General features: G+C 70.6%; 8 protein-coding genes. 6 read left to right on the top strand and 2 right to left on the bottom strand.

The genetic code is table 11. The features are described from left to right. Positions 1 to 10 precede the first annotated feature (10 nt). Genes HDA45_RS37960 through HDA45_RS37970 form a run of 3 tightly spaced genes read left to right on the top strand, consistent with a single transcriptional unit; the run spans position 11 to position 16,285 of the window. On the top strand, positions 11 to 14,842 hold the full coding sequence (locus HDA45_RS37960; protein ID WP_184903704.1) for a non-ribosomal peptide synthetase: 14,832 nt from the start codon (positions 11 to 13) through the stop codon (positions 14,840 to 14,842). Continuing rightward, positions 14,839 to 16,074: an MFS transporter gene (locus HDA45_RS37965; RefSeq protein ID WP_184903706.1), complete on the top strand. Its 1,236-nt coding sequence runs from the start codon at positions 14,839 to 14,841 to the stop codon at positions 16,072 to 16,074. Before HDA45_RS37960 ends, HDA45_RS37965 begins: the two co-directional genes overlap by 4 nt. 13 nt (positions 16,075 to 16,087) lie before the next feature. After that, positions 16,088 to 16,285, top strand: coding sequence for an MbtH family protein (locus HDA45_RS37970; protein WP_184903708.1), 198 nt, complete (start codon positions 16,088 to 16,090; stop codon positions 16,283 to 16,285). 42 nt (positions 16,286 to 16,327) lie between these two features. Here the strand turns inward: HDA45_RS37970 and HDA45_RS37975 are convergent, their stop codons facing one another. Then, complete coding sequence (locus HDA45_RS37975) at positions 16,328 to 17,872, bottom strand: FAD/NAD(P)-binding protein (protein ID WP_343072242.1); 1,545 nt, start codon at positions 17,870 to 17,872, stop codon at positions 16,328 to 16,330. Positions 17,873 to 17,902: 30 nt separating this feature from the next. Here HDA45_RS37975 and HDA45_RS37980 point away from each other — a divergent pair, with 30 nt between their 5' ends. Both HDA45_RS37980 and HDA45_RS37985 read left to right on the top strand, forming a co-directional pair. Next, entirely contained in the window at positions 17,903 to 18,991 is a 1,089-nt protein-coding gene (locus tag HDA45_RS37980; RefSeq protein ID WP_343072243.1) for a helix-turn-helix transcriptional regulator, read from the top strand. A gap of 690 nt (positions 18,992 to 19,681) precedes the next feature. Continuing rightward, positions 19,682 to 21,997, top strand: a complete 2,316-nt coding sequence (locus HDA45_RS37985) for an ATP-binding protein (protein WP_184903714.1) — start codon at positions 19,682 to 19,684, stop codon at positions 21,995 to 21,997. A 46-nt stretch (positions 21,998 to 22,043) separates the two neighbouring features. Here HDA45_RS37985 and HDA45_RS37990 read toward each other — a convergent pair whose 3' ends face one another. Then, entirely contained in the window at positions 22,044 to 23,594 is a 1,551-nt protein-coding gene (locus HDA45_RS37990) for an aspartate aminotransferase family protein (RefSeq protein WP_221471346.1), read from the bottom strand. A gap of 175 nt (positions 23,595 to 23,769) precedes the next feature. On the opposite strand from HDA45_RS37990, the gene HDA45_RS37995 reads away from it, so the two are divergent. Next, positions 23,770 to 24,282, top strand: a complete 513-nt coding sequence (locus HDA45_RS37995; protein ID WP_184903716.1) for a flavin reductase family protein — start codon at positions 23,770 to 23,772, stop codon at positions 24,280 to 24,282. Positions 24,283 to 24,454: the final 172 nt, after the last annotated feature.

Genomic DNA, 24,454 nt, shown 5'->3' on the forward strand with positions numbered 1-24,454 from the left:
GGACGCCACCATGACCTCGTCCCGACAGGACCGCATCGCGGCACTGCCCGCCCACCTGCGGGAGGTGCTGCGCGCGCGGATGGCGGGAACGGCCGCACCGGCGCCGGAGATCCCGGCCGCCGCCGACCGTTCCCGCCCGATCCCGCTCTCGTCCGCCCAGCGACGGCTGTGGTTCCTCAGCCGGTTGCGGCCGGACGACCCGGAGTACAACAGCGCGTTCGCCCTGCGCCTGACCGGAGCGCTCGACAGCGCGGCGCTGGCCACCGCGCTGCGCCTGCTGGTCGCCCGGCACGAACCGCTGCGGACCACCTTCGACGAGGTCGACGGCCAAGGCGTCCAAAGTGTCCAGCCTCCCCATGAGGTCGCGCTGCCCGTCGTGGACGTCACGCGCGAGGATCTCGAGGACGTCCTGCGCGCCGAGTACACGCGGCCGTTCGACCTCCGTCGCGGGCCGCTGCTGCGCGCGGTACTGCTGCGGCTCGGCGAGACCGAACACGTGCTCCTCGTCTGCGTGCACCACATCGCCACCGACGGCGCGTCGATGGGCGTGCTGACCGAGGAACTCGGCCTGCTCTACCGCGACGGCGAAGGCGCGCGGCTGCCCGCGCAGCCGGTGCAGTACGCGGACTTCGCCGTATGGCAACGAAATCGTCCACCGCGAGGAGCAGGGCTCGAATACTGGAAGGCGCATCTCGCCGACGTCGAACCCCTCGACCTGGCCACCGACCGGCCTCGGCCACCCGTGCGGAGCACCGCGGGCGCGGTGCGAGAATTCAGCGTCCCCACCGGCGTCGCCGGACGCCTCGCGGACTTGGCGCGGTCTTCTGAGACGACGCTGTTCACGGTGCTGATCGGCGCCTGCCAGGCGTTGTTCGCCCGCTACACCGGGCAGGAGGACATCGCGCTCGGCACCGTCGTGCAAGGCCGCGATCGGCCGGAGCTCGAACGGGTCGTCGGGTTCTTCGTCAACACCGTCGTGCTGCGTTCGGCCGTGGACCGGTCGGCTTCCTTCACCGAGCACTTGAATCGCACCCGGCAAACCGTGCTGGACGCGTTCGCCCACGACGACGTGCCTTTCGACGCCGTCGTCGACGCCGTGCAGGCCGGCCGCGATCCGGGCCGCAACCCGCTGTTCGACGTCATGGTGCTGCTGCATTCCGCGACCGGTTCCGGACCCGAGTTCCCCGGGCTGGCCGTGGAACCGGCGGAAGTGGCGCGGGACGCCGCGAACTTCGACCTCTCGGTGGAGTTCGAGGAATCCGGCGGCGGGCTCGCCGGGCTCGTCGAGTACAGCACCGAACTGTTCGACGCCGCCACGATCGACGGACTGATCCGCCACCTGCTCAGCCTGCTGGCCGGGATCGCCGCCGGACCCGGCCGCCGGATCGCCGACCTGCCGCTGACCGACGAGGCCGAAGAGCGCCGCCTGCTGTTCTGGGGGAGCAACGGGCTGGAGGTACCCGCCACGACCGTCGTCGACCTCCTCGACCATCAGGCGCGCACCCGCCCGGACGAATCCGCTCTCGTCTGCGGCGACGTCCGGCTGACGTTCGCCGAACTCGCCGTCCGCTCCGACGCCCTCGCCGCGGGACTGGCCGCTCGCGGCGCCGGTCCGGACCGGGTCGTGGCGGTCGTGCTGCCGCGTTCGGCCGAGGCGATCGTCGCGTTGTTCGCCGTGCTCAAGGCGGGCGCCGTCCACTTGTCGATCGATCCGGGGCTTCCGCCCGAGCGGATCCGGGTGCTGCTGGACGACACCCGGCCGGTCTTCGTGCTGGACGAGACCTTCACAGTCGCCGACGCCGGTCCGCGTCCGGCTCCGCCGCTGCCGTCGGACGCCGCGTACGTCATCCACACCTCGGGGTCGACGGGCACGCCGAAGGGGGTCGTCGTCGGCCACTCGGCCCTGGTCAACCTGCTGGCCAACCACCGCACCGTGTTCGGCCGCGACCGCCTGCGCGTCGCGCTGACCGCGACCCTGTCGTTCGACACCTCGTGGGAAGGACCGCTGCTGCTGGCGGACGGCCACGAACTGCACGTCATCACCGAGGAGACCCGTCTCGACCCGGCCGGGCTGACCCGCTACGTCCGGGACGAGCGCGTCGACTTCCTCGACGTCACCCCGTCCTACCTGCGGCAGCTGCTGCCCGCCGGATTGCTCGACGGCGCGCACCGGCCGCGGTTCCTGATGGTCGGCGGCGAGGCCCTCGACGGGGATCTCTGGCGCGAACTCGCCGCGTCCGAAACGGAGGTCCACAACTACTACGGGCCCACCGAGTCCACAGTGGACGCCACTTGCGCGCCGGTGACCGGCGACCGGCCCGTGATCGGCAGGCCGCTCGGCAACGTGACCGCCTACGTCCTCGACGAGTGGTCGCGGCTCGTCCCGGCCGGGGTCCCCGGCGAACTGTGCCTGGCGGGCGCGCAACTCGCGCGCGGCTATCTCGGCAGGCCGGGGCTGACCGCGGACCGGTTCACCGCGGACCCGTTCGGCCCGCCCGGCGCCCGGCTCTACCGCACCGGCGACCGCGCCCGCTGGACCGCCGACGGGCAGCTGGAACACCTCGGCCGCGTCGACGAGCAGGTCAAGGTCCGCGGCTTCCGGATCGAACCGGGTGAGGTCGAGGCCGTGCTGCGCGCTCAGCCGGAGGTGACGGACGCCGCGGTGGACGCGCGGCACGGCAAGCTGGTCGCCTACGTCGTCGGCCACGCCGACCCCGCCCGGCTGCGGACCGCGCTGAACCGGATCCTGCCCGCCCACCTCGTCCCCTCGGCGTTCGTCGGCCTCGACAGGCTGCCGTCGACCCGGCACGGCAAGCTGGACCGGCGGGCCCTGCCGGATCCGGACCAGGCCACCACCACGCCGTACGTCGCGCCCCGCGACGAGCGCGAACGACTGGTGACGGACATCTGGTCCGAGGTCCTCGGCGTCGAACGCGTCGGTGTCGATGACGACTTCTTCGACCTCGGCGGCGATTCCCTGCTCGGGATCCGGGTCGTCGCGCGGCTCCGGGACGCGCTGGGCGCCGACGTGCCCGCCCGGCTCGTCTTCACCGCGCCCACCCCGGCCAGCCTCGCCCCGCTGCTGCCCGAGGTGACGGCACCGCAGGCGGCGATCCCGCCGCTGCCCCGCGACGGCGGCCGGTTCGAAGCGCCGCTTTCCTTCGCCCAGCAACGGTTGTGGTTCCTCGACGAATTCGAACCGGGCAGTACCGAATACGTGTCGCCGACGGCGTTGCGCCTGCGCGGTGACCTGGACCCCGGCGCCCTGAACCGGGCGCTGACCGCGCTGGTCGCCCGGCACGAGTCCTTGCGCACGACGTTCGCGACCGTCGACGGCCGCGGCGTGCAGGTGATCCATCCGCCGTACGCCGTCGACGTGCCGGTGACCGAGGGCGATCTCGACTCCGCGCTGGCGGCCGCGACCGGTCCCGTCGATCTGCACACCGGCCCGTCCCTGCGGGTGGCGCTGACCCGGCTCGCGCCCGGCGACCACGTGCTCACGCTGGTGCTGCACCACATCGTCACCGACGGCTGGTCCTCCGGTGTCCTGCTGGCCGAGCTGGCCGCGTCCTACAGCGCGTTCGCCCGGGGCGAGGAGCCTGCCCTCCCGCCGCTGCCCGCGCAGTACGCCGACTACGCCGTCTGGCAGCGGGAACGCCTGCGGGGCACCGGATTCGACGCCCAGCTCAGTTACTGGCGCAACCGGCTCGACGGTGTCCCGGCGCTGGACCCGCCCACCGACCGGCCCCGTCCGGCGGTGCGGACGAAGAACGGCGCCCTGCACGAGTTCAGCGTGCCCGCCGGCACCACCGCCCGGCTCAAGGAGCTGTCCCGCCGTCAGGGCGGCACGCTGTTCATGACCCTGCTCGCCGCGAGCAAGCTGCTGCTCGCCCGCTGGTCCGGGCAGGACGACATCGCCGTCGGCACCGTCGTGTCCGGTCGTGAGCGCACCGATCTCGAAGGCCTGATCGGGTTCTTCGTCAACACGCTCGTCCTTCGGTCCACAGTGGACTTGAAGCTCGGCTTCGACACCTTCCTGGACGACGTGTGCGGCACCGTCCTGGACGCTTTCGCACATCAGGACGTGCCTTTCGACCGCGTCGTCGACGATCTGCAGCCCGAACGCGACACCAGCCGCACCCCGCTGTGCCAGGTGCTCGTGGTCCTGCACAACACTCCGGACACCCGGCCGTCGATGACCGGCCTGGACGTCGAAGAGCTCGCCCCGCCTGTCGTGACCGCGGGCTTCGACCTCACGATCCACTTCCAGGAGACCGCCGGACGGCTCGACGCGCTCGTCAACTACAACACCGATCTGTTCGACGTCGGCACGATCGAACGGCTGACCGGCTGGCTCCGCCGGATGCTCGACGGCATCGCGACGGCTCCGGAGCGGCCCCTCGGCGAGCAACCCTGGATCAGCCCCGCCGAACGCGACCGGGTACTGCTGGAGTGGAACGGCGACGCGGCCGCGAAACCGGCGCCCGCCCTGCACGAGCTCTTCGCCGCGCAGGCGTCGCGCACCCCGGACGCCGTCGCGGTGACGAGCGGAAGCGTCGAGCTGACCTATCGCGAGCTGGACCGTCGCGCCAACCGCCTCGCCCACCGGTTGATCGGCGAAGGCGCCGGTCCGGAGAAGCTGGTCGCGCTCCGTTTGCCGCGTTCGGCCGACCTCGTCGTCGGGGTGCTCGCGGTGCTGAAGACCGGTGCGGCGTACCTCCCGATCGACCCGGCGTATCCGGCCGCGCGGATCGAGGCGACCTTGGCCGACGCGCGTCCGGTGTGCGTCGTCGACTCCGTCGAGGCGGGCGAGTGGCCGGAGACCGCTCCGCGGGTGCGGGTGGAGCCGGACAACGCCGCCTACGTCATCTACACCTCCGGTTCCACCGGCGTGCCCAAGGGCGTGCTGATCCCGCACGCCAACGTGACCCGCTTGTTCTCCTCGACCGAGCACTGGTTCGGTTTCGGTGAGCAGGACGTCTGGACGCTGTTCCACTCCTACGCGTTCGACTTCTCGGTCTGGGAGCTGTGGGGCGCGCTGCTGCACGGCGGCAGGCTCGTGGTCGTCCCGCAGGACGCGGTCCGCGAACCGGAGGACTTCCTGGCACTGCTCGCCGACCAGCGGGTGACGGTGCTCAACCAGACACCGTCGGCCTTCTACCGGCTGAGCGCGCTGCCTTCGCCGGAACTCAGCCTGCGGTACGTGATCTTCGGCGGCGAGGCGCTGGATCCGGCGCGGCTGGCGGAGTGGTACCGGCGGCATCCGGACGGACCGCGGCTGGTCAACATGTACGGCATCACCGAGACCACGGTGCACGTGACCCACCGGGCACTCCGAGCGGACGGGACCGCCACGGTCGGCGTCCCGATCCCGGATCTGCGGACCTACGTGCTCGACGCCGGGCTCGCCCCCGTCCCGCCCGGCGTGACCGGCGAGCTGTACGTCGCGGGCGCGGGGCTGGCCCGCGGCTATCTCGACCGCCCCGGCTTGACGGCGTCGCGGTTCGTCGCGGACCCCTTCGGCGCCCCCGGAACCCGGATGTACCGCTCCGGCGACCTGCTGCGCTGGACCGCCGACGGCGAACTCGACTATCGCGGCCGGGCCGACCACCAGGTCAAGATCCGCGGCTTCCGTATCGAACCCGGCGAGATCGAAGCGGCCCTGATCGCCCATCCCGACGTCGAGACGGCGGCCGTCGTCGCCCACGGCGCCGGGGACGCCCGGCGGCTCGTCGCCTATCTGACCGGAGCCGTGCCCGGAACGACGGCCCTGCGGGAATTCCTCGGCCGCTCGCTGCCCGCGCACATGGTGCCCGCGGTGTTCGTCGCGCTCGAGCGGCTGCCGCTCAACGCCAACGGGAAACTCGACACCCGTGCGTTGCCGGAGCCGGGCGCGCGCACCGAAAACCGTTACGTGGCACCGCGCACTGACGTCGAGACGGTATTGGCCGGGGTCTGGTCCGAGGTCCTCGGCGTCGACAGGGTCGGCGTCGAGGACAACTTCTTCGGCCTGGGCGGCGACTCGATCCTCAGCATCCAGGTCGTCGCCGCGGCCCGGCGGGCGGGGCTGACGCTGTCGTCGAAGGACCTGTTCCGGAACCAGACCATCGCCGAACTCGCCCACGTCGCCCAGCCCGAGGCGCCCGTCGAGCACGTCGAAGAGGAGGACCGCGGTCCCGCCCCGCTCGGCCCGATCCAGTCCTGGCTGTTCGAGCGGCTGGACGAACCGTGGCGGCTGACCATGTCCGTGCACGTCGTCCTGTCCTCTGTGGACGTCCCGAAGCTGATCTCCGCCCTGAACCGCGTCGCCGAGCGGCACGACGCGCTGCGCATGCGCTTCTCCCGCACCGACGGCGGCTGGGTGCAGCAGCCCGCGCCCGTCGACGCGGACGGCATCCTCAGGCATGTCGATCTGTCCGAAGTGGACGATACCGCGGCGGCCATGCACGCCGAGGCGGTGCGGGCGCAGACCTCGCTCGACATCACCACCGGGCCACTGTGGCGCGCGGTGCTGTTCACCTTCCACGACAGGCCGCCGCGGTTGTTCCTCACCGCCCACCACCTCGTCATGGACGGGGTGTCGTGGCGCATTCTGCTGGCCGATCTCGAACGCGCGTACCGCGGCGATTCCCTCGAACAGGTGCGGACCTCGTTCACCCATTGGGCTCATTCTCTGGCCGAGAACGTGAAAATGGGACACCTCGACAAGGAAACCGCCTACTGGGAAACTTCGCTTCGCGGTGCGCGGGCGGAGATTCCGGTCGACCGTCCGGGCCGTAACGCCGCGAAATCGGAGCGCGGTGTCTCGGTGTCACTTGGCCGGGCCGAGACCACCGCGCTCCTCCACGACGTCCCCGGCGCGTACCGCACGGAGGTCAACGACGTCCTGATGAGCGCGCTCGGCCGCGTGCTGACCCGCTGGGCGGGGTCGCGGGTCGTGCTCGCGATGGAAGGCCACGGCCGCGAGGAAATCGCCGGGCCGCTCGACCTTTCGCGCACGATCGGCTGGTTCACCGCGCAATATCCGCTCGCGCCCGCGGTGTCCGAAGGCGACTGGGGAGACGTGCTCAAAGCCGTCAAGGAACAACTGCGCGCGGTTCCGAACAAAGGCGCCGGCTATGAGGCGTTGCGGTATCTGGGTGCCGAAGACGCGCCGGGTTCCGCATTGCGTGCCCTGCCCACACCACGGATCTCGTTCAATTACCACGGCCGTTGGGAGATGGGGAGCGCCGAGGATGGATGGTTCCGGGGACGAGGCGAAAGCATCGGGCGCGACACCGATCCGGAAAGCGTCCGCCCTTATCTGCTCGACGTCATCGGCGTCGTCGACGGCGGCGAATTGCATCTCACCTGGCAGTATTCCGATGAGGTGCACGAAGAAAGCACAGTCCGCGCGCTCGCCGAAGCCACTCTCGACGCCTTGCGGGGCATCATCGCGCATTGCGCCGAGACAGGCGGGCGCACGCCGTCGGACTTCCCGCTGGCCGAGCTCACCCAGGCCGAGGTCGACCGTTTCGCCGGGGACGGCCGCGACGTCGAGGACATCTACCCGCTCACCCCGTTGCAGACGGGCATGCTGTTCCACAGTCTTCTCGACACCGGTTCGACCGCGTACTTCGACCAGTTCCGGCTCCGGCTGGCCGGGGTGAGCCGTCCGGAGGCGCTCGCCGAGGCCTGGCAGCGCGTGGTCGACCGCACGCCGATCCTGCGCACCAGTACCGCGTGGGAGGGCATCGAGCAGCCGATCCAGCGCGTCCATCGCGAGGTCCGGGTCCCGGCCCGGCTGGACGACTGGCGCGCGCTCACCCCGGAGGAGCAGGACCGCGAACTGAAGCGACTGCTGGCCGACGACGTGGCGGCGGGGATGGAGCTGACCGCGCCGCCCTTGATGCGCCTGGCGATCGCGCGGGTCACCGAAGACGAAGTCCAGCTGGTGTGGACCTCGCACCACGTCCTGCTCGACGGCTGGAGCACGGCGCAGGTCTTCGGCGAGGTGTGCGAACAGTACGCGGCGATCGTCGAAGGCCGGGCCGCGCGGCTGGTGCCGCGCCGTCCGTTCCGCGACTACCTCGCCTGGCTCGCCGAGCAGGACCGGGCCGAGGCCGAGGACCACTGGCGTGCGGTGCTGGACGGTTTCACGACGCCGACCCCGCTGCCCTTCGACAGGCGGCCTCAGGAAGCACACCGCGCCGAATCCGCGGACGCGATCCTGGTCGAGTTGTCCCCGGAGGAATCCGCGCGGCTGCACGAGACGGCGAAGTCCGCCGCGCTGACGGTCAACACCGTCGTGCAGGGCGCCTGGGCGTTGCTGCTCGCGCGCTACAGCGGCGAAACCGACGTGCTGTTCGGCACCACCGTGTCCGGCCGCCCGGAAGGGATGCCGGGTGTCGAGGCGATGATCGGCATGTTCATCAACACCGTCCCTGCCCGTATGGAGATCCGCTGGCACGAGTCCGCCGTCGAGTGGCTGCGGGAGACCCAGACGGCACAGGCCGACGCGCGCCGGTACGACTTCCTCGCCCTCTCCGAACTGCAGGCGTTCACGGCCGTTCCCGCCGGTACCGCCCTGTTCGACAGCGTGGTGGTGTTCGAGAACTACCCGATCGAGGACAGCGGCCAGGCCGACGTGCGCGTACTCGACGTCGAGTCGCTGGACACGACGAACTTCCCGCTCAACCTCACCGCCTACCTGCACGACAAACTCGGGCTCGAGCTGTCCTACGACCCGCGGTTGTTCGACGCGGCCACGGTTCGCCGTCTGGCGGATCAGCTCGCCGGTTTCATCCGCGCCATCGCCGCCGATCCGCGGTGCCGCCTCGACGCGCTGTCCCCGCTGTCGCCGTCGCAACGGCGCGAACTACTGGCCTCGGGCAGCGGCCCGGTGATCGACGTTCCGTCCGGCACGGTCCTGGACGTCTTCGAAGCCACGGTCGCCCGCACGCCGCACGAGACCGCGCTGGTCTTCCGGGGCACGGCTTGGGACTTCGCCGAGGTCGACGCCCGCGCCACACGGCTGGCGGGGGAGTTGGCCGCGCGGGGCGCCGGTCCGGAATCGGTGGTGGCCGTCGCGCTGCCGCGTTCGGCAGAGGCCGTCATCGCGATCCTCGCGATCTTCAAGGCGGGCGCGGTGTATCTGCCGATCGACCCCGAACTTCCGGCCGAGCGCAAGCGATTCCTGCTGGAGGACGCGCGACCGGTGGTCGTCCTCGGCGAGCAAGGACCTGTTTCGGCGACCTCCGCCGGGACACGGGCGAGCGTGGACAACGCCGCGTACGTCATCTACACCTCGGGCTCGACGGGAACGCCGAAGGGCGTCGTGATCGAACACCGCGGCCTGATGAACCTGCTCGCCGCGCACCGCGGCGCCTTCCTGGGCGGGGAGCGCCGCCGGATCGCGCTCACCGCGTCGTTCTCCTTCGACACGTCGTGGGAAGGGATACTCGCCCTGGTCGACGGCCACGAGCTGCACGTACTCGACGACGAGACCCGGCTCGATCCGCGGGCCGCCGTCCGCTATGTCCGCGACCACCGGATCACCCTGCTGGATCTGACCCCGACCTACCTCCGGCAGCTGATGGAGGCCGGATTGCTGACCGGCGAACACCGGCCCGACACGGTGATGGTCGGCGGCGAGGCGACCGACGAGCGGCTCTGGAACGAGCTCAGCGCCTCCGGCGTCACCTGTCTCAACTACTACGGCCCGACCGAGGTGACCGTCGACTCCGTCCACAGCCCGGTGACCGGGGACCGGCCGCGGATCGGCCGTCCGCTGGCCAATCTGCGGGCCTACGTCCTCGACGCGACCGGCACACCGGTCCCGGAGGGGATGCCGGGCGAGCTGTTCCTCGCCGGAGTCCAGCTCGCCCGCGGCTATCTCGGCCGTCCTGGGCTGACCGCGGACCGGTTCGTGGCCGATCCCTTCGGCCCGCCGGGCACCCGCGTGTACCGCACCGGCGACCGCGTGCGCTGGACCGCCGACGGACGGCTCGACTACCTCGGCCGCGTCGACGACCAGGTGAAGATCCGCGGCTTCCGGGTCGAACCCGGAGAAGTGGAAGCCGTGCTGCGGCGGCATCCCTCGGTCACCGACACCACGGTCGCCGCGCGCGACAGGCGGCTCGTCGCCTACGTCGTCGGTGAGACCCAGGGGCTGCGGGACTGGCTCCGGGAGCGCCTGCCGGAGCACCTCGTCCCGGCGGCGTACGTCGCGCTCGACGTGCTTCCCTTGACCCGCAACGGAAAGGTCGACAAGCGGGCGCTTCCCGCGCCCGGCCGCGACACCGTCGCCGAGTACGTGGCGCCGCGGACCGAGACCGAACGCCGTCTCGCCGCCATCTGGGCCGATGTGCTGAAACTCGACCGTGTCGGCCTCACGGACAGCTTCTTCGAGCTCGGCGGGGACTCGATCCTGAGCATGCGGATCACGTCGCGGGTGCGCGCCGAACTGGGTGTCGACATCTCGCCACGCGCGTTGTTCACCACGCCCGCCCTCGGCCGGTTCGCCGCGGCTCTGCCGGACCAGCAGGCAGGCGCCTCGCCGATTCCGGTCGTCGCCCGTGACGGAGCCTTGCCCCTTTCGTTCTCCCAGCAGCGACTGTGGTTCCTCGACGAATTCGAACCCGGCGGCAGCGAATACCTTTCGCCGACGGCGTTGCTGCTCCGTGGCGAACTCGACGTCGACGCGCTGAACCGGACGCTGGACTTCCTGGTGGCCCGGCACGAATCGCTGCGCACGACCTTCGACGCCGTCGACGGCCGTGGCTTCCAGTACGTGCACGAGCCCTACCACGTCGACCTGCCGGTGGAGGATTTCGACGAGCACGCGCTGGCGCGAGAAGCGTCGCGGCCGTTCGACCTCCGCACCGGACCGCTCCTGCGGGCACGGCTGTTCCGGCGGTCGGCAGGCGAACACGTCCTCCTGCTGGTGCTGCACCACATCGTCACCGACGGCTGGTCGTCCGGTGTGCTGGCCGCCGAACTCGACGCCGGTTACGCCGCGCTGGCCCGAGGCGAAGAGCCGCGGTTGCCCGAACTGCCGGTGCAGTACGCGGACTTCGCCTCGTGGCAACGGGAACTCCTCGACGGCCCCGAGCTCACCGGGCACCTGGACCACTGGCGCGACCGCCTCGCCGGGCTGGAACCGCTCGAGCTGCCCACCGACAGGCCCCGGCCCGCGGTGCGCACGACGGAGGGGGAGTGGGCCGGATTCGACATCCCCGCCGACGTCGCCGCGAAACTCCGGGAGCTGGCCAACACCCAGGACGGCACGCTGTTCATGACCCTGGTCGCCGCCTGCCAGGTGCTTCTTGCCGGCTGGGCCGGTCAGGAGGACGTCGCCGTGGGGACCGTGACCGCCGGGCGGGAGCGCGCCGAACTGCAGCGTCTTGTCGGTTTCTTCGTCAACACCCTGACCCTGCGGTCCACTGTGGACGGCAAGCGGTCGTTCCGTGAGTTCCTGGCGCGGGTGCGGACCGTGGTGCTCGACGCGTTCGCGCATCAGGACGTGCCCTTCGAACGCGTGGTGGACGCCGTGCAGCCGGTCCGCGACCCGAGCCGGACCCCGTTGTTCCAGGCCATGGTGGTCCTGCAGAACACCGGTGACCGGCCGGGTTCCGGCGCGCTGGTCGCGGGGGAGGTCGCGCTGCCCGCGGTGTCGGCCACCTTCGATCTGCTCGTGCAGTTCGAACAGGACGGCGACGCGCTGCACGGCGCGATCAACTACAGCACCGGACTGTTCGACGCGGCGACGATCGACCGGCTGATCGCGCGGTTGCGGGCGTTGCTCGCCCTGCTCGCCGCCGAACCGGATCGCCCGATGGCCACCTTGCCGTTGGTGCCCCGAGGCGAACTCGATCAGCTGCGGGCCTGGAACGACACCGCGCGCGACGTCCCGGCCGCTTCGTTGGCGCAACTGGTCGAAGCGCAGACCCGGCGGACCCCCACGGCACCCGCGCTGCTGTCCGACACCGGCTCGCTGACCTTCGCGGAGCTGAACGCGCGAGCGAACCGGCTGGCGAGGCTGCTCGCCCGGCGGGGCGCCGGTCCCGAGCGGATCGTCGCCGTCCGGCTGCCGCGTTCGGTGGCGCTCGTGGTCACCGAACTGGCCGTGGCCAAGACCGGGGCCGCCTTCCTGCCGGTGGATCCCGGCTATCCGGCCGAGCGCGTCGAATTCATGCTGCGCGACGCCGATCCGGTTCTGGTGGTGGATCGCGAACTCGACGCCGCCGGATACGACGACACCGATCCGGGGACGCCGGTCGACCCGGCGCAACCCGCGTACGTGATCTACACGTCCGGCTCGACCGGGCGGCCCAAGGGAGTCGTGGTCTCCCATGCCGGGCTGGCGTCCTTCTCCGCCGCCGAGATCGAGCACTGCGAGGTGCGCCCGGGGGATCGCGTGCTGGCGTTCAGTTCGCCCAGTTTCGACGCGTCGATCCTGGAACTGTGCCTGTCCCTGCCCGCGGGCGCCGCACTCGTCATACCTCCCGAGGGACCGTTGCTCGGCACCCCCCTCGCCGACGTCCTGCGACGCCAACGGGTCACCCACGCGCTGATCCCGCCGATCGCGCTGGCCACCGTCCCCGAGACGGACCTGCCGGACTTCCGCACCGTGATCGTCGGCGGGGACACCTGCCCGGCTTCGCTGGTGGACCGCTGGGCGCCGGGCAGGCGCATGATCAACGCCTACGGGCCCACGGAGTCCACCGTCGTCACCTCGTGGAGTGAGCCGCTGACCCCCGGCGGCACGCCACCGATCGGGGCGCCGATCCCGAACACCGAGGTCCACGTCCTGGACACCGCGCTGCGGCCGGTGCCGATCGGGACGACCGGCGAACTGTTCGTCACCGGCGCCGGTCTCGCGCGGGGATATCTGAACCGGCCGGGGCTGACCGCGGACCGGTTCGTCGCGAACCCCTTCGGCGCCCGGGGCGGCCGGATGTACCGGACCGGCGACCTGGTCCGGTGGGCGACGACGGGCGGGCTGGAGTTCGTGGGCCGCGTGGACGAGCAGGTCAAGGTCCGCGGATTCCGGGTGGAACTCGGCGAGATCGAGACGGCGTTGCGACGGCATCCGTCGGTGCGGGACGCCGTCGTGGTCGCCCGTGCGGTCGGCGGCCACAAACGGCTCGTCGCCTACGTGGTCGGCGAGGCGACGGAACTCCGGGCCTTCCTCGGGGAGACGTTGCCGGACTACCTCGTGCCGTCGCTCTTCGTCCCGGTGGACGCCATCCCGATCACCGCCAACGGCAAGGTGGGCCGGGCGGCGCTCCCCGTCCCGGATCCGTCTTCGGTACGCGGCGCGGAACACGTGGAGCCGCGGACCGAAACGGAAGAGTCGCTGGCGACCCTCTGGGCCGAAGTCCTCGGCCTGGACCGTGTCGGGGTCACGGACAACTTCTTCGACCTCGGCGGGGACTCGATCCTGAGCATCCAGGTCGTCCACCGCGCCCGGCAGGCCGGTCTGGCGATGCGGTCGAAGGATCTGTTCACCCACCAGACGGTCGCCGAGCTGGCGACGGTGGTGAAGCCGGTCGACACGGCGGACGAAGATCGCGAGGTCGTCGTCGGCGACGTTCCGCTGACGCCGATCCAGCGGTGGTTCTTCGCCTCCGAACCGGCGAATCCCGCGCACTTCAACCAATCGGTACTCGTCGAACTGGCCGGACCGGTGGAAGAGGAGTCGCTGCGGCTCGCGCTCGACGCCGTCGTCACCCAGCACGACGCGCTGCGCCTGCGCTTCGAGCGGACCGCGGCCGGGTGGACGCAGTACAACGAGCCGGCCGAGCCGAGGCCGGTGCTGAGGAAGGTGCCCGCCGCGGAGCTGGAGAGCGAGGCCGAGTACGCGCAGGCGGACTTCGACCTGGCCCGGCCGCCGCATCTGCGCGCGCTGCTGACGGAACCGGAGGGGACGGAGAATCCGCGGCTGCTGCTCGCCGCGCACCATCTGGTCGTCGACGCGGTTTCGTGGAGCATCCTGCTCGAAGACCTCGAGCGCGCGTACCGGCAGATCGAAGCCGGGGAGAAGGCCGATCTCGGGGCCAAGACGACGTCCTTCCGCGAGTGGGCGCACCGGTCGCGCGAGTTCGTCGAAGGCGGCGGGCTGGACGGTGAACACGGGCATTGGGCACGTGAGCTGCCCGGTCGCACGATCCCGCGCGACCGGACCGACGTCCCGCCCGCGCCACCGGAATCGGTGACCGTCGAGATCGACGAACGCGACACCGACGCCCTGCTGCATCTGGCACCCGGCGCCTACCGGACCCGGATCAACGACGTCCTGCTGACGGCGCTGGCCCGGGCGCTCACCCGCTGGACGGGACAGCGGGCCGTCGCCGTCGACCTGGAAGGCCACGGTCGCGAAGAGATCCTCGACGACGTCGATCTCTCGCGGACCGTCGGGTGGTTCACCACCTTGTTCCCGGTGGGCCTCACGGTCGAAGACTCGGTCGGCTGGCGTGAGCTCGTCAAGGCGGTCCGGAAGCAGCTGCGTGCCTTGCCCGGCAACGGTTTCGGCTACGGCGCGCTGCGGCACTACCGGTTCCCCGAACTCGGTGACACGACGCCGGAGGTCGCGTTCAACTACCTGGGCCAGGGCGATCACGCGGGGGAGGGGAGCGGGCTCTACCTCCGGGCCCACGCGCCCCTCGGCCGCGAGCAGGACCCCGAGAACCGTCCGCCGCACGTACTCGAAGTGGTCGGTGGTGTGCGCGACGGCCGTCTGGAGTTCTCCTGGTACTACCAGCCGCACCTGAACACGCGGACCACCGTGGCGGCCGTCGCCGCGGACTTCGCCGAAGCCCTGCGCGCCATCGCGTCCGACTGCCGGGGTGACGAGGCGTGAGCGGCCTGCGGAACAACCGCGACTACCGGCTCCTGTGGACAGGGCAGGTCGTCTCCGAGGCCGGTTTCAGCACCACGATGATCGCCTTTCCCTTGCTGGTGCTGGCGATCACCGGATCCGGTGTGCAGTCGGGACTCGTGGTCGGCGCGGTGGCGATCGCGCAGCTGGTCGCCGGGCTGCCCGCCGGCGCGCTGGCGGATCGCTGGTCCCGCAAGCGGATCATGCTCGGTTGCGAGGCCGCGCAGGCGATCGCGGCCGCCGCGCTCGTCCTCGCGCTGTGGTGGAACGCCGCCGGAGTCGGCCTCCTGGTCGTCGTCGCCGTGGTGATGGGGGTATGCCGCGCCTTGTTCGAACCGGCGGAGGAGGCGAGCCTGCCCCTCCTCGTCCCGGCCGGGCTGGTACCGACGGCGGTCTCCCTGAACGCCGCGAGGACCAGCGCGGGGCAGTTGTCGGGCACCGCGCTCGGAGGGTTCCTGTTCGCCCTCGGCCGGGTCGTCCCGTTCGTCTTCGACGTCGTCACGCACCTTTTCGCCTTCGCGTCGCTGCTGTTCGTCCGGCTTCCGGCGCGGCCAGCCCCGGCCTCCCGGCCGCCCGCGCATCTCGGCCGGGAGATCGCGGAAGGGTTGAGGTGGGTGTGGCAGCAACCCAGGCTGCGCGTCACCACGTTCTGCGTGGTCAGCCTGAATCTGTTCTTTTCGGCCTACTACCTGGTGATCATCGTGCTGGCCGACGGTCGCGGCATGCCCGCCGGAGAGATCGGTGTGATGGCGGCGATGCTCGGCGCCGGCGGGGTGCTCGGAGCCTTCGCCGCACCCGTCCTGTATCGCAAGATCAGCCCGTACCTGTTGATCACCGGCGTGTTCTGGGCGTTGACCGTGCTGACACCGCTCGCGATCTTCGTGGACAGCGGCTACCTCATGGGGCTGCTGTTCGCCGCGATCGCCTTCCTGCCGCCGTCGGCCAACACCGCCATCAGCACCTACCAGCTGCTGAACACACCCGACGAGCTGCGCGGCCGCCTCGGCGGTGTCCTGGGGGTGACCGGCGGCCTGGCCGCCGCGCTCGGCCCCGCGCTGGGCGGCTGGCTGGTCGAGGTGATGACCGGCTCGTCCGCCGTGCTCGCGTGCGCGGGCGCCATCGCGGTCGTCACCGTTTTCACCACGCTCAACCGCACCTTGCGCGGCCTCCCCGCCACGTCCGAACCACTCGAAGCGGAAACCACCGGAAAATAAGGAGAGAAACCCGATGGATGACAACACCACGTTCCAGGTCCTGATCAACGACGAAGAGCAGTATTCCCTTTGGCCGTCCGGGAAAGAGGTCCCGGAAGGCTGGCGTGCCGAGGGCAAGACCGGTACCCGCCAGGAGTGCATGGACCATGTGGACCAGGTCTGGACGGACATGCGTCCCCGGAGCCTCCGGGAGCGCATGGCGGCCGAGTGACCGGGCTCGGGGGCGGTGGCACCACCGTCCCCGGGCACGTGTTCAGGCGGCAGGCACCGCGAACGTGGTCCGGGCGGCCTGTGCGGCCTGCGCCGCGACCCCGGGGATGCCGGAAGTGATGAACGGTCCACCGCCGGCGAAGTCCCCGACGACGGCCAGCCGTGGGTCCGCCGGGACGAGGCCTCCCGCCGGATGTGGCGTGGCCAGCCCGTCCGCGAGCACCGAGGCGACCAAGGGCTCCGCCGCACTCGGCATGGCGTGCGGCGCCGGGTTCACGGCGTTGACGACGACGTCCGCGTGGGAGGTCCCCGCGTCGGTCTCCAGCCGGAAACGCCCTTGTGCGGCTTGGATTTCCCGGATTCCGGCGGTCACGCGGAGCTGACCGCCGTCCAGCAGCCGCAGCAGGATGGCCGCGTTCACCGGCACCATGGGGGAGACGAGACTGCTCGCCAGGCGGGAGCGCCGCCACAACCAGGCACGGTCGGCCTCCGGCAGCGATCGCCAGGCCAAGGGGCCGACGCTGTGCGCCGTCTCTTGCAGGAAACGGCGTCCGAGCGCGGGACCGTCCACAGTGGCCAGTTGACGCCGCAGCCGTTCGACGGGCGGCTCGGACTCGGCCGCGAGCAGATCGGCCACGAGATCGTCGAGGTTCTCCCCGGCTTCCGCGAGTTCGGAACGCAGCAGGTGGACGAGATCGGCGAGGGTGACAACGCCGTTTTCGCGCCGCAGCGCGGATACGCGGTCCACGGTGACCAGTCGTGGGCGGCGGTCGAGCGGGCGCTGCCAGACGTGGGGCAGCAGACCGGTGCGCGACACCAGGGCGATCGGCCCGGTGTGCCCACGCGCCGCGAGCGAGACGACGACGTCGACCGCCGTCAGGCCGCTGCCGATGACCGCCACCGAACTCCGGGCCGGGATCCGGTCGAGAGTGCGCGCCAGCGGGTACGGATCGGCGACGAACCCGGCGGCCCGCCCGAGTCCGTAGTGGTCCTGCGGTGGTCCTCCGCCCACGCAAAGCGTCACGCGGTCGGCTTCGTGCCCTCGCCCGTCCTGGGTGCGCAGGACGAGCCGTTCGCCGGAGCGGGCGATCGCGGTGACGCGCTGTCCGACCACGCGGACAGTGATCCCGCGCTCGCGTAGCGCGGCCACCGCGGCCTCGGCGGTGTGTTCCAGGTATTCGCCATAGAGCGCGCGGGGAACAAGTGGCTGCCCCAGGAGTTCATCAAGGTGGGAGGCGCCACGTTCGCCCAGCCAGGCGGCGTAGTGCCCGAAGTCCGCGTGACGGATCGACATGAGGGCGGGTGGGGAGTTGACGAGCACGGAGTCCAGGTCCGGTCCGTACGCACGGCCGCGCCACAACTGCGCGGACGGCTCGAAAACGGTGACGGTGGCGGGTTCGGCGGCGGTGGCCGCCAGGGTGTCGAGCAGGGCGACGGCGGCCGCGCCGGCCCCGACGATGGCGATGTCCATGCCTTCGAGCCTCGCCGCCGTGGAAGCCTTGCTCCATCCCTCACGCGAGGCCGAAAGGCCGGGCACGACCCCCGCAAACGAGGGATGGGCACGGAGCCGGAGATCGGGCAGCGTCACCGAAGTACCTATCAGCGGGAGGAAGTCCTCGTGAGCGACCCACGCCGCCAGACCGATGTCGTCGCGGCGGCCGACCGCGCCGGCGGCGCGCTCGACCTGTTCACCCGCGCCTCGGCAAGGCTCCGGCGGTACATCCCGTTCGACGCGGCCGTGTGGACGGCGACCGATCCCGAAACCGGCCTGGTCACCGCGCCGATGCTGGTGGAGAACCTCGGCTCCGGCGAGGGATGCGGAGCCTACTGGGAGAGCGAGTTCCTGGAGGAGAACGTCCTCCCGTTCCGGGATCTCACCCGCGCGGCCGTCCCGGCGGCGGCGCTGCGAGCGGCCACCGGCGGTGTGCCCGTGCGCAGCGCGCGGTTCCGGCGCCTCCTCGGCGCCCAAGGCGTGGAGGACGAACTTCGCGCGGTACTGCGCGCCGGTGACCGGCCGTGGGGGCTGATCAGCCTGTTCCGCATGCGGGGCGGCGCCGACTTCGCACCGGACGAGGTCGCCCTGCTCGCCGGGCTGTCCGAACCCCTCGCCGGACGGCTGCGCCGGTTCGCTCGTCCCACGGAATCAGACGGTGGAAGCACCTCTTCCGCGCCCGGGCTGTTGCTCCTCGACAGGCATGGCGAGGCGAACTCGATCAACGACGAGGCTCGGCGGTACCTCGCCCGGCTGCCCGACGGCCCGTCCGTTCCCTCGGCGCTGGGGCTGGACCTGCCGATCTGGGTGGCGGGCGCGGCGCTGCAGGCACGGGCGATCGCGCTGGGCCGGGATCGTGGCGGCGCCCGCGTGCGGATCCGCACCGTCGACGGCCTGTGGCTGACCTGCCACGCCTCTTGTCTCACCGGCCTCGACGGGAAGCCGGGGCCGGTGGCGCTGGTCATCGAACCCGCGGCCGCCGCTGACCTCACGGGGATGGTCGCCGACGCGTACGGCCTGACCTCGCGTGAGCTCGAAGTCGCTCGTCTCGTCGCGCGCGGACTGCCCACCGCCGAGATCGCCGCGGCGCTGTTCCTCTCTCCTCACACCGTCCGCGACCACCTCAAAGCCCTTTTCGGCAAGACCGCGGTCTCCAGCCGTGTCGGGCTCGTCGCCCGGCTCTTCGCGGAACAGCACAGGTCGTCGACGACCTGAACGACGATTAGGGTTAGCGGACCGCGTTCACCGCACGAGCGTATTCGCGGCCGCCGTGAATGGGGTCTGAAGTGGTGGTGGGCAAGCTTCGTGAATCGAATTCGGGATGGAGTGAGTCGGGCACCTGTTCAGGGGTGAAATGATCCGCTCCTTCCGCGCTCCGATGATACAAGGCGATCGCCTTCCCTTTGGGGCCGCGATACTCCAGCTGCGATAGTCCGATCGGGTATTCTTGGCCGGGCGGGCCCACGGAGACGAAGGTCCCGCGGCCGAACTCGGGACGGCGCCTGTTTTCGTAGTGCAGGAAGCCATCTCGGTCAATACGCCATTTTGGTGGGGCGGTCGAGAGGATTGCTTTCGGTCAAGTGACCGAATCCCGTTACGCCTTGTGATGCACGTCACTTGCCTTCACTGCGGTACACCGTGTTCAATCGATTGCAGGTGTCAGTCCGGGCATGAAGTGAAATTGAGGTTCGGGCTGTCACTCTTGCCAGACGGAGAATTCGCGGCAACTGGGGTTTCATCGTTTTGTGTCTGTCCAATGGCTCAATCGACCACCTGCGGAACTTCTGGTCGCGCGGTGGGTGACAGTGACGTCACTTAGCCCTTGAGGAACAGGCTCACCGATACGTGGTCGGTCGCGGGCCGCGTTGCGCCATCGCATCCGAGGGGGACGTGATGCATTTCAGGATGCTCGGTCCGTTAGAGGTTCTCGCCGAAGAAAGGCAGGTCGCGCTCGGCGGGATCAAACAGCGCGGCACACTCGGCTTCCTGCTGCTCAACGCCAACCGGGTGGCCGCCACGAGTCAGCTGATGAAGGCGTTGTGGCCGGTCGAGACGCCGATGTCGGCGCGCAAGATCCTGCAGAACGCCGTGTGGGGGCTGCGCAGCCTGCTCACCCCGTCGATCCATGACGTCCGCGAGCCCGAGTTGCTGACGCAGGCGCCGGGCTACATGTTGCGGGTCGATCCGGAGACGGTCGACCTGTACCGGTTCCAGCGGATGGTCGCGGCGGGCCGGGTCGGCCTGGCGAGCGGCAACGCCGAGCAGGCCAGCGCGGTCTTGCGGGACGCGCTCGCGTTGTGGCGCGGGCCCGCGCTGGCCGATCTGGTGGAGGCCGGGGCCGCCTGGCCGGAACTGACCGCGGTGCAGAACGCCCGCCTGGACGCGTTGGAGGACTACTTCGACGCGGAGCTGGGTTGCGGCCGTCACCACGAGATCCTCCGTGAGCTGGAGACGACGGTCGAGACGGAACCCTTGCGTGAACGTGCCTGCGGCCAGTTGATGCGGACGCTCTACCTGTGTGGACGGCAGGCCGACGCGCTGAGCGTCTACGCCAGGGTGCGCACCCAGCTGATCGACGAACTCGGCCTGGAGCCGGGCCGGAAACTGCAGGTGCTGCAGCATTCCATCCTGACGCACGACCCCTCGCTGGGCTCGACCGGACCGGTTCTGCCGGACACCAGGGAGCGGATCGAGGCACTGCCCGTCAGCAGGCCGGAACCGGAACCGGAACCGGTGCTCGCCGGCGAACCCGAGCCTGTCGAGAACTCGGACGCCACCGAACGGCAGCCGGTCAGCGTGATCGTGGTGCGGACGCAACTCAGCCCGCAGGGGTCGGAAGTCGCGCCGGAAGACGTCGACGAGGCCTTCGAGTGCATGTCCACGACCATCCGTGAGGAGGCCGAAGCACGCGGCGGGGCGGTGGTCGCGTCCTTCGGCTCCATCTCGATGGTGGTCTTCGGTCCGGCAGACGCTTCGGACACCGCGGTACGCGCCGTGAAGTCGGCGATCGCGATCCGGGAACGGCTGAGGGTCTCCTCCATGCTGGCGGCGCGCACGACGCCGGTGGTCCGCGGTCTGGCGGTGCACGTCGCCGTCGCGACGGGCAAGGCGAGGGTGCGCTATCAGAACGGCGAGACCGACGTGCCCGCGGTCGTCAACGGCGCGCTGCTGGACCAGTGCCAGGCGATGCTCAACGACGTCCCGGATGATGAGATCCTCGTCTGCGACAGCACCCGCCTCTCCACCCAGTCCGTGGTCAATTACCACTCGATGACCGATGCGCGGACGGGCTGGCAGGTCGGCGAGCCGTGGCCGGAGTACCTGGGTTACCAGGACGTGGTGCCGCTCGTGGACCGGGACAGCGAACTGGATCTGCTGCGGGGGGTGCTGAACCGGGCCATCCACCGCAACCGGTGCCATATGGTGACGGTGATCGGCGACCCGGGGATCGGCAAGACGCGGCTGGTGCGGGAGTTCGCCAAACGGTACGGCGGTCCGCAGGGCGTGGCCCGGTTCCTCATCGGGCGCGCGCCGCTGGGCCCGGGCGGCAGCCCGCTGGCGGTGCAGGCGGACATCCTCGCGGGCTACTGCGGGGTCAAGCCCGGCGACGACCGGTCGGCGGTCCGGGAGAAGGTCCAGGCCGCGCTTCAGCAACTCGTCCTCGACGACGGCGAGGTCCAGTGGCTGATGTCGGGCCTCGTGCCGCTCGCGGAGCTGGCGGCGGCCGGTGACGACCGCAGGGTCGCGAGTTCGGGCGACGCGGCCGACACCCTGCAGATGTGGCAACGGTTCCTCGCGCTGGTCGCCAAGGACACCCCGCTCGTGGTCGTCGTGGAAGACCTGCACCGATGCGACAGGACCATCCGCCAATGGGTCCGTCAGCTGGCCCAGCCCACCCAGCAGGGTGTCCCGATGATGATCGTCGCCACCGCGCTGCCGGAACTGCTCGGGCTCAACCCGGACTGGGGGAGCGGCGCGCAGAGCGTGACCATCAAACTCGAGCCCCTGTCCGACGACGCCATCGACAAACTGGCGGAATCGCTCACCGACATGATGGACAGCGAACTCGAACGACTGGTGAGCGGTTACTGCGGAAATCAGTACGGCGAAGTGGGGCCGGTGGCGGACAACCGCCGCGAGTACCTCAGGCTGCTGCTCGGCCACGGCGCCAAGCAGACCGCGGGCGAGGACGAATCCAGAGTGCCCGCGCCGCGGCGGTGAGTGGGTGGAACGTGGCAGGGGTGGGCCGGAGCCCGCCCCTGCCTGGTCACGGCTGGAAGATCCGGTCGGGCTGGTCCCGCAGGATCACGCTCACCGCGCGCAGGGCGGCCGCGGTCCTGGCGATCTCCTCCCCGGTCAGTTGCAGGGACGGCTCGAACCGCAAGGTGTTCGGGGCGCTGGCGGTGGGGAAGATCCGGATCCGGTGCTCACGCAACAGGTAGCCGGCGATCGCGTAACCCAGGATTCCCTGCAGCGCGGCGTCCCGGACCGGCTCGGAAGGTGAACCCGTCTGGTCGCCGAATTCGAGGCCGAGCATCAAACCCTTGCCACGGACGGCTTTGACGACTTCGGGGAAGTCGGCCCGCACACCGTCCAAAGCGGACTTCAGCCGGATACCGAGTTCGGTGGCCCGCCGGTACGCGGCTCCGTCGTCCGCCTCCAGCAGTTCGACGACCTTGAGGGCGATCGCGGTGGAGAAGCCGTCCTTGGCGAACGTCGAGCTGTGCAGGAACTCGAAGTCCGGCCGGTACTTGGACCGCCTGATCAGCAAAAGGGAGATCTTCGCGATTCCGCCGCCGAGGCTCTTGGCGAGGGTGTAGTAGTCGCCCTGCAGGCCGACGGCGGAGCCGGCCAGGAACGTCCCGGTCCGCCCCATCCCGCACTGGATCTCGTCGACGATGACGGGCACGTCGAGCGCGTCGGCGGTCCGGCGCAAGCGGGTGGCGAACTCTTCGCCGAGGACGTTGATCCCGCCCTCTCCCTGGACCGGCTCGACGAGGAACGCGGTGAACACCGGGTATTCCCTCGGCTCGACGGTGACCACACCGCCGTCCACCTTGAGGTCCAGCAAAGCCGCCTGCTCGCTGTCGACGACCTTGGCCAGCGCGTCCGGCTGGTCGATCGGCACGAACCTGGCCTGCGCGGCGAGTGCCTGGAACGGGCCGCGGACCACCGGGTTGTGGGTCAACTGCACGCTGCCCGCCAGCTTGCCGTGAAAGGACCCTTCCAGGGCAAGGAAAAGAGGCGGTTTGGCGAGTACGGCCTCGTTGTGGGCGCGCACGTGCGCGATGAGTTCCTCGGGCCCCGCGAACCCGAGTTCCGCCCCCACCGTCACCCCGCCGTCCCGGGAGGCGGCACGCACTTCCTCGATGTGGGAATCGATTTCGGCGATCAGCGCGCCGACGCGCATGCGGCGGTCCAGCTCGGCGTGCTTGATCCCGGTTTCGACGGCCTCCGCGCCGGTGCTCGCGAAAAAGGCCAGGTAGTCCTCGGTGGTTCCCAGCTCCCGGTGCAGAATCCGGTTCAGGGCCAGCGCCAGCCGATTCGCGGACGAATGCCGGGAGAACTGGATGTGGACGGGTGTCCGCGCGTCCAGCAGTTCCTTGGCGTGCGCGACGATCTCCGGGTTGTTGTGCCCGAGCAGCAGCGAGCCGTACCCGCCGACGTGATCCAGCACGGAGACGTCTTCGCCGTCGGCGCCTGCGTGGACCAGGGTGTTGCCCTCCGCCCGGAGGTATTCGACGTCGAGGCCCACGCTGCCCAGCAGCGCGCGCATGTTCGGCTCGGTGATTTCGGGTTCGGTGGCTTTCCCATTCATAGTGCCACCGTGCCCTTCTCCGGTCATTCGCCGGGCATCGCCGGTTCATCCGCGCCGGTACCCGGCGGGGTTACTCGGCCATGACCGTGGTCCCTGCCGAATGGCAAGACGCGTCGGTAGGGTCGTTTTCGTTATGTCACAGGGATTCGCATGACAACGCTCGAAAAGGTGCGAGATGAATTCTTCGGTGCTCAACGACGGAATCGTCGGCCTGCGCGAGGTCATGTCGCAATTCGCGACCGGGGTCACCGTGCTGACGGTGGGTGGCGAGCGCGTGCACGGGATGACCGCCAACGCGTTCACGTCCTTGTCCGTCGACCCGCCCCAAGTGCTGTGCTGTGTGGCGCATACGGCCGTCATGCACGACGCGATCAGGACCGCGGGCGGGTTCGCGGTCTCGATCCTGCACGCGGACCAGGAACGCGTCGCGCGGTACTTCGCCGACCGGCACCGGCCGCTCGGCCCGGCCCAGTTCGCCTCCTTGGACTGGCTGCCGGGATCGCGGACCGGCGCCCCGCTGATCGGCGGAGCGCTGGCGTGGATGGAATGCGAACTCGTCTCCTCCTACGAGGCCGGGGACCACACGATCTTCATCGGCGGGCTGCTGGGCCTGGCCAGGGGCGCGGGCGGGCCGGGGTTGCTGTTCTTCGACGGCGGTTTCGGCAAGGCCGTGCCGCGAGCGCAGTGACCACACCGTCCACCAGGGAGACAGCCGATGTCCGTGCACTCCGTCCAAGTCGATTTCCTGCCGAGCCCGCCGCCGAGGACGGCCAACGGGGACGGCGTGCCCCGCGCGGTACCCGCCCCGCCCGCGACGATGCGGACCCTGCTCGAAGAGCGTGACCGGATCCGCGCGCGGG

It is taken from the genome of Amycolatopsis umgeniensis (assembly GCF_014205155.1).
Classification (GTDB): domain Bacteria; phylum Actinomycetota; class Actinomycetes; order Mycobacteriales; family Pseudonocardiaceae; genus Amycolatopsis; species Amycolatopsis umgeniensis.

Bases quoted from the DNA above. Each gene is read 5' to 3' on its own strand.
- HDA45_RS37990 (WP_221471346.1), bottom strand. From the start codon at position 23,594: ATGAATGGGAAAGCCACCGAACCCGAAATCACCGAGCCGAACATGCGC.
- HDA45_RS37960 (WP_184903704.1), top strand. From the start codon at position 11: ATGACCTCGTCCCGACAGGACCGCATCGCGGCACTGCCCGCCCACCTG.
- HDA45_RS37970 (WP_184903708.1), top strand. From the start codon at position 16,088: ATGGATGACAACACCACGTTCCAGGTCCTGATCAACGACGAAGAGCAG.
- HDA45_RS37995 (WP_184903716.1), top strand. From the start codon at position 23,770: ATGAATTCTTCGGTGCTCAACGACGGAATCGTCGGCCTGCGCGAGGTC.
- HDA45_RS37985 (WP_184903714.1), top strand. From the start codon at position 19,682: ATGCTCGGTCCGTTAGAGGTTCTCGCCGAAGAAAGGCAGGTCGCGCTC.